The sequence below is a fragment of the Sutterella parvirubra YIT 11816 genome (assembly GCF_000250875.1).
GTDB lineage: Bacteria > Pseudomonadota > Gammaproteobacteria > Burkholderiales > Burkholderiaceae_F > Sutterella > Sutterella parvirubra.
The window spans coordinates 1-3,573 of the sequence record NZ_JH604930.1 but is presented as its reverse complement, the minus strand read 5'-3'; the positions used below and the strand labels follow the sequence as shown (position 1 = coordinate 3,573).

The window sequence follows — 3,573 nt, the reverse complement described above, 5'->3', positions numbered from 1 at the left end:
TAGCGGCTTGTCCGATGCTGATGAATCTATTCATTTTGCTTAGATTTAAGAATATATGATTAGATTTATTGTATCAGTTTTGAGCCCCGGGCGCCCTGAGACCGTGAGCGAGACGTTTCGGACTTCGAGGAGAGGCGGGCGCGGCGATGAGGAACCGCTCTTCGCAGGAGCGGGAGCAAGTTCGGCGAAAGCGTTCGGCTCGGCGCCGCCCGCGGCACCCTCACCCAAAAACGCCTCCGCCGCCCGGCATTCGGACGCAAAGGCCTCGGCCAGCGCCCGGCCGGCGGGCGTTTGAGCGTCGGTGAAGGCGTCCGTCCCGTCCATCCCGTCTGTTTCAATCGTCTCGGCGATGCGCCCCCGCTCGACCACCACGATCCGGTTCGCGACCGCGCGCGCGAGCGCCAAATCGTGCGTCACCATCACGACCGTCATCCCGGTCTCGCGCGCCAAATGCTTCAGGTGCCGCAGCACCCGCAGACGGTTCGTGACGTCCAAAGCGCTCGTGGGTTCGTCGGCCAAGAGGATCTGGGGCTTCAAAAGCCTCACGTGGGCGTGGAGCACCCGCTGGAGCATCCCGCCCGAGAGTTCCGTCGGGTAGGCGCGCCGGATGCGGTCCGTGTCGGTGAGGCCCACGCGGCAAAGCGCCTCGTCCACGAGGGCGTTCACGTCGGCGGAGCCGCTTTGAGCGGCCTCACCCGCCGATCGGCTTACGCCGCGCCCCGCCCGAGCCGAGGCGGCGAGGCCGTCCCCGACCCGCTCCAAGGGCGGAAGCTGACTGAGGAAGATAGAGGATGTCGGGGCCCGGCGCTCGGGCGGCGTCCGTCATGCCGGAGCCCAACTCCCGCACGCGCCCGTCGGGGAGCGTGACGCGCCCCGACGCGGTGAGCCCGTCGGGAAGCACCCCGCCCAACGCCCGCATCGTGAGGGACTTTCCGGCGCCCGAGGCGCCCACGACGGCGAGGACCCCGCTCGCGGGCGTCCAGAAGCTCAGGTCGACGAGAGGGTTCATCGCGCCGGCGTCGTCCGCAAAGCCCACGCGCAGGTTCTCGACCCGGAAGACGGCCGCGTTCATGGGTACACTCGTGGTGGAGCTCATGAGCGCCTCCCCTTCACGTCGAAGGCGTCGCGAAGCCTGTCGCCCAGGAAGTGGAGCGCCGTCACGACCGCCACGATCGCAAGCCCCGGCGGGAGCATCGCTTCAGGGCGCACCGACATGACGAGCCGGGCGTCGAACAACATCACACCCCATTCGGCCGAAGGGGGCTGGGCGCCCAAGCCCAGGAACGAAAGGCTTGAAATCAGGAGCACCATGGCGCCCGCGTCCACCGTCGCCAGGACGGCGCACTCGCCCGCGAGGTTCGGGAGCAGGTGCGTCCTCAGAATCCGCCCGCGGCCCGCGCCCGAGAGCTTCGCGAAGCGCACGAACCCGCTCGAAAGGAGATGCAGCACCATCGCATGCGACATGCGCGCGTACCAAGGCCACTTGGCGATGAGGCACGCCAGAAGAACGTTCTCCAACCCCGGCCCCAGAACGCCCACGAGCGCCAAAATCAGCACCTCGCCGGGAAAGCTCATCCAGAGGTCGGTGACGCGCATGAGGAAGCGGTCCGTGCGGTCGCCCGCGGCGGCCGAAAAGACGCCCAGCACGATCCCGAAGCCGGCGGTGAGCACCGTCGCGAGAAGCGACGAGAAGAGCGTCGTGCGGATCCCCCAGACGAGCCTCGCCGCGACGTCGCGGCCGAGGTGGTCGGTGCCGAACCAGTGGGCGGACGACGCCCCGGCGTTCTTCGACAGAAGGTCCACCGCGGCGGGGTCCGGAAGGGGCAGCCACGGCGCCGCCGCCCCGAGGACGACGAGAACCGCGAGGAAAAGAAAGGAGACCGAAAGGAGGACGGGCGTGAACCGCTCAAGCCGCTCGTGCCGCTTCATGCGCGCCTCCCCGGCTTCGCGTCCGCGTTGACGATGCCGGCGCCGCCGCCCCGCCGCACCCGCGGGTCCGTCGCGGCGACGATCAGTTCGGCCGCCAGATTGAAGGCGATGAAGAGCACCGCCATGATGAGGACGTAGGCGGAGACGACGGGGAGATCCCGGTTGAAGATCGCCGAAACGCAGAGGCGCCCGACGCCAGGCCACGCGAAGATCGTCTCCACGACGAAGGCGCCCGCCATCAGCTTCGGGATCGACATCCCGAGCGCGGTGACGACGCCGGTGATCGAGTGCCGCAGGATCATCAGACGCAGTCGACTTTTCGGCACGCCCCGCGCCCGGGCGAAGGTCACCCAGTCTTCGCCCTGCGTCTTCATCATCGCCCCGCGCATGAGCCGCGCGTAGGTGCCCACGTACGCGAGCGCGAGGCTCACCGCGGGAAGGATCACCGCTTCCGGGGTCCTCATGCCGCTCGTCGGCAGCCACCCCAGCGTCACCGCAAAGAGCGACATGAGCAGCAACGCCGCCCAGAAGTTCGGGAGCGCCGTGACGGCGAAAAGGACGCCTCGGATCAGTTTGTCGGGCCAGCGGTTCGCGTACGCTGCCGCAACCGCGCCGCCGCCGACGCCGGCGACCAAGATGATGAGAAACGACGCCAAAGCGAGATGAAGGGTGGCGGGAAGCGTCCGGAGGATTTCGTCCGCGACGGGGCGGCCCGAAATCCAACTCCGGCCGAAATCCCCCTGAACCGCCCCCGTGATCCACGCGTCGAACCGCTCGAGAAACGGCCGGTCCAACCCCATCTCCGCCCGCACCTCGGCGATCAATTCGGGGGTCGGCACCATCGCGTTCACGCGGATTGAGACTTCCACGGGATCGGTGGGCGAGAGCTCTCCGAGCGCGAACGCCAGAAACGCCGCGAGGAAGGCGCCCAGGAGGGCGGCCGCGAGGCGTTTGGCGAGGCTGTCGAAGATGGAGGTCATCGCTTGGGGATGCGCGAAGGATGCGGGGTTGTCGGCGTCGTGCTTGGAATTCCAGTGACGGGAACGCGCCGGAGCCTTCAGAAGCCCCAGACGCGTTCCGACAGGAGATTACTTGGTCTCAAGCGTCATCCGTTCAAACGGGATCTCGTACTGCGTCACCGCGAACCCGACGTTCCCGACCCGCGCGCCATAGACCGCCTTCGTGCGGGAGTAGGAAATCGGGATGTAGACCGCGGCGTCGGTGATGGTGGTGAGAACCTGCTTCACCATCTCGGCGCGCTTTCCTTCATCGGGCTCGGTCATGAGCGCCGTGATGGTCGCGTCGATCTCGTGCTTTTGGGCCAAACCCCGCTGCGCCTGGTAGTCGCCGTGCGCAGGAATGCGCCAGGACGAGAGGTAGCTCTGCGGGTCGTACGGGGCACCCCAGGAGAGCGAATACTGAAGTTCGAAGTCGCCCGTCTTCTGACGGTCGAGGAACGCCTGCTTCTCTTCGCCGATCACGCGCACGTCGACGCCGATCTTCGCGAGGTCCGCCTGGACAGCTTCGGCGATGGTCTTCTCCTGCGCGTTCTGGGCGTTGAAGTAGAAGCGAAGCGAAAGCGGTTCGCCCTTCTTTTCACGAACACCGCTCTTGCCGTTCCTCGAATCCCCCAAAATCTCCCAG

5 protein-coding genes are annotated in these 3,573 nt (G+C 67.2%); all 5 read right to left on the bottom strand.

Annotated elements, in window-relative coordinates; all coding sequences use genetic code 11:
• Nucleotides 1-45: 45 nt before the first annotated feature.
• Nucleotides 46-666, bottom strand: coding sequence for an ATP-binding cassette domain-containing protein (locus HMPREF9440_RS03730; RefSeq protein ID WP_008541638.1), 621 nt, complete (start codon nucleotides 664-666; stop codon nucleotides 46-48).
• Between the two features lie 25 nt (nucleotides 667-691).
• Nucleotides 692-1,096: an ATP-binding cassette domain-containing protein gene (locus HMPREF9440_RS03725; protein ID WP_148516348.1), complete on the bottom strand. Its 405-nt coding sequence runs from the start codon at nucleotides 1,094-1,096 to the stop codon at nucleotides 692-694.
• On the bottom strand, nucleotides 1,093-1,929 hold the full coding sequence (locus HMPREF9440_RS03720; protein ID WP_008541632.1) for an ABC transporter permease: 837 nt from the start codon (nucleotides 1,927-1,929) through the stop codon (nucleotides 1,093-1,095). The genes HMPREF9440_RS03725 and HMPREF9440_RS03720 overlap by 4 nt, the downstream gene beginning before the upstream one ends.
• Nucleotides 1,926-2,909, bottom strand: coding sequence for an ABC transporter permease (locus HMPREF9440_RS03715; RefSeq protein WP_008541630.1), 984 nt, complete (start codon nucleotides 2,907-2,909; stop codon nucleotides 1,926-1,928). The genes HMPREF9440_RS03720 and HMPREF9440_RS03715 overlap by 4 nt, the downstream gene beginning before the upstream one ends.
• A 108-nt stretch (nucleotides 2,910-3,017) precedes the next feature.
• On the bottom strand, nucleotides 3,018-3,573 hold a 556-nt coding region (locus tag HMPREF9440_RS03710), incomplete at its 5' end, for an ABC transporter substrate-binding protein (RefSeq protein WP_008541628.1).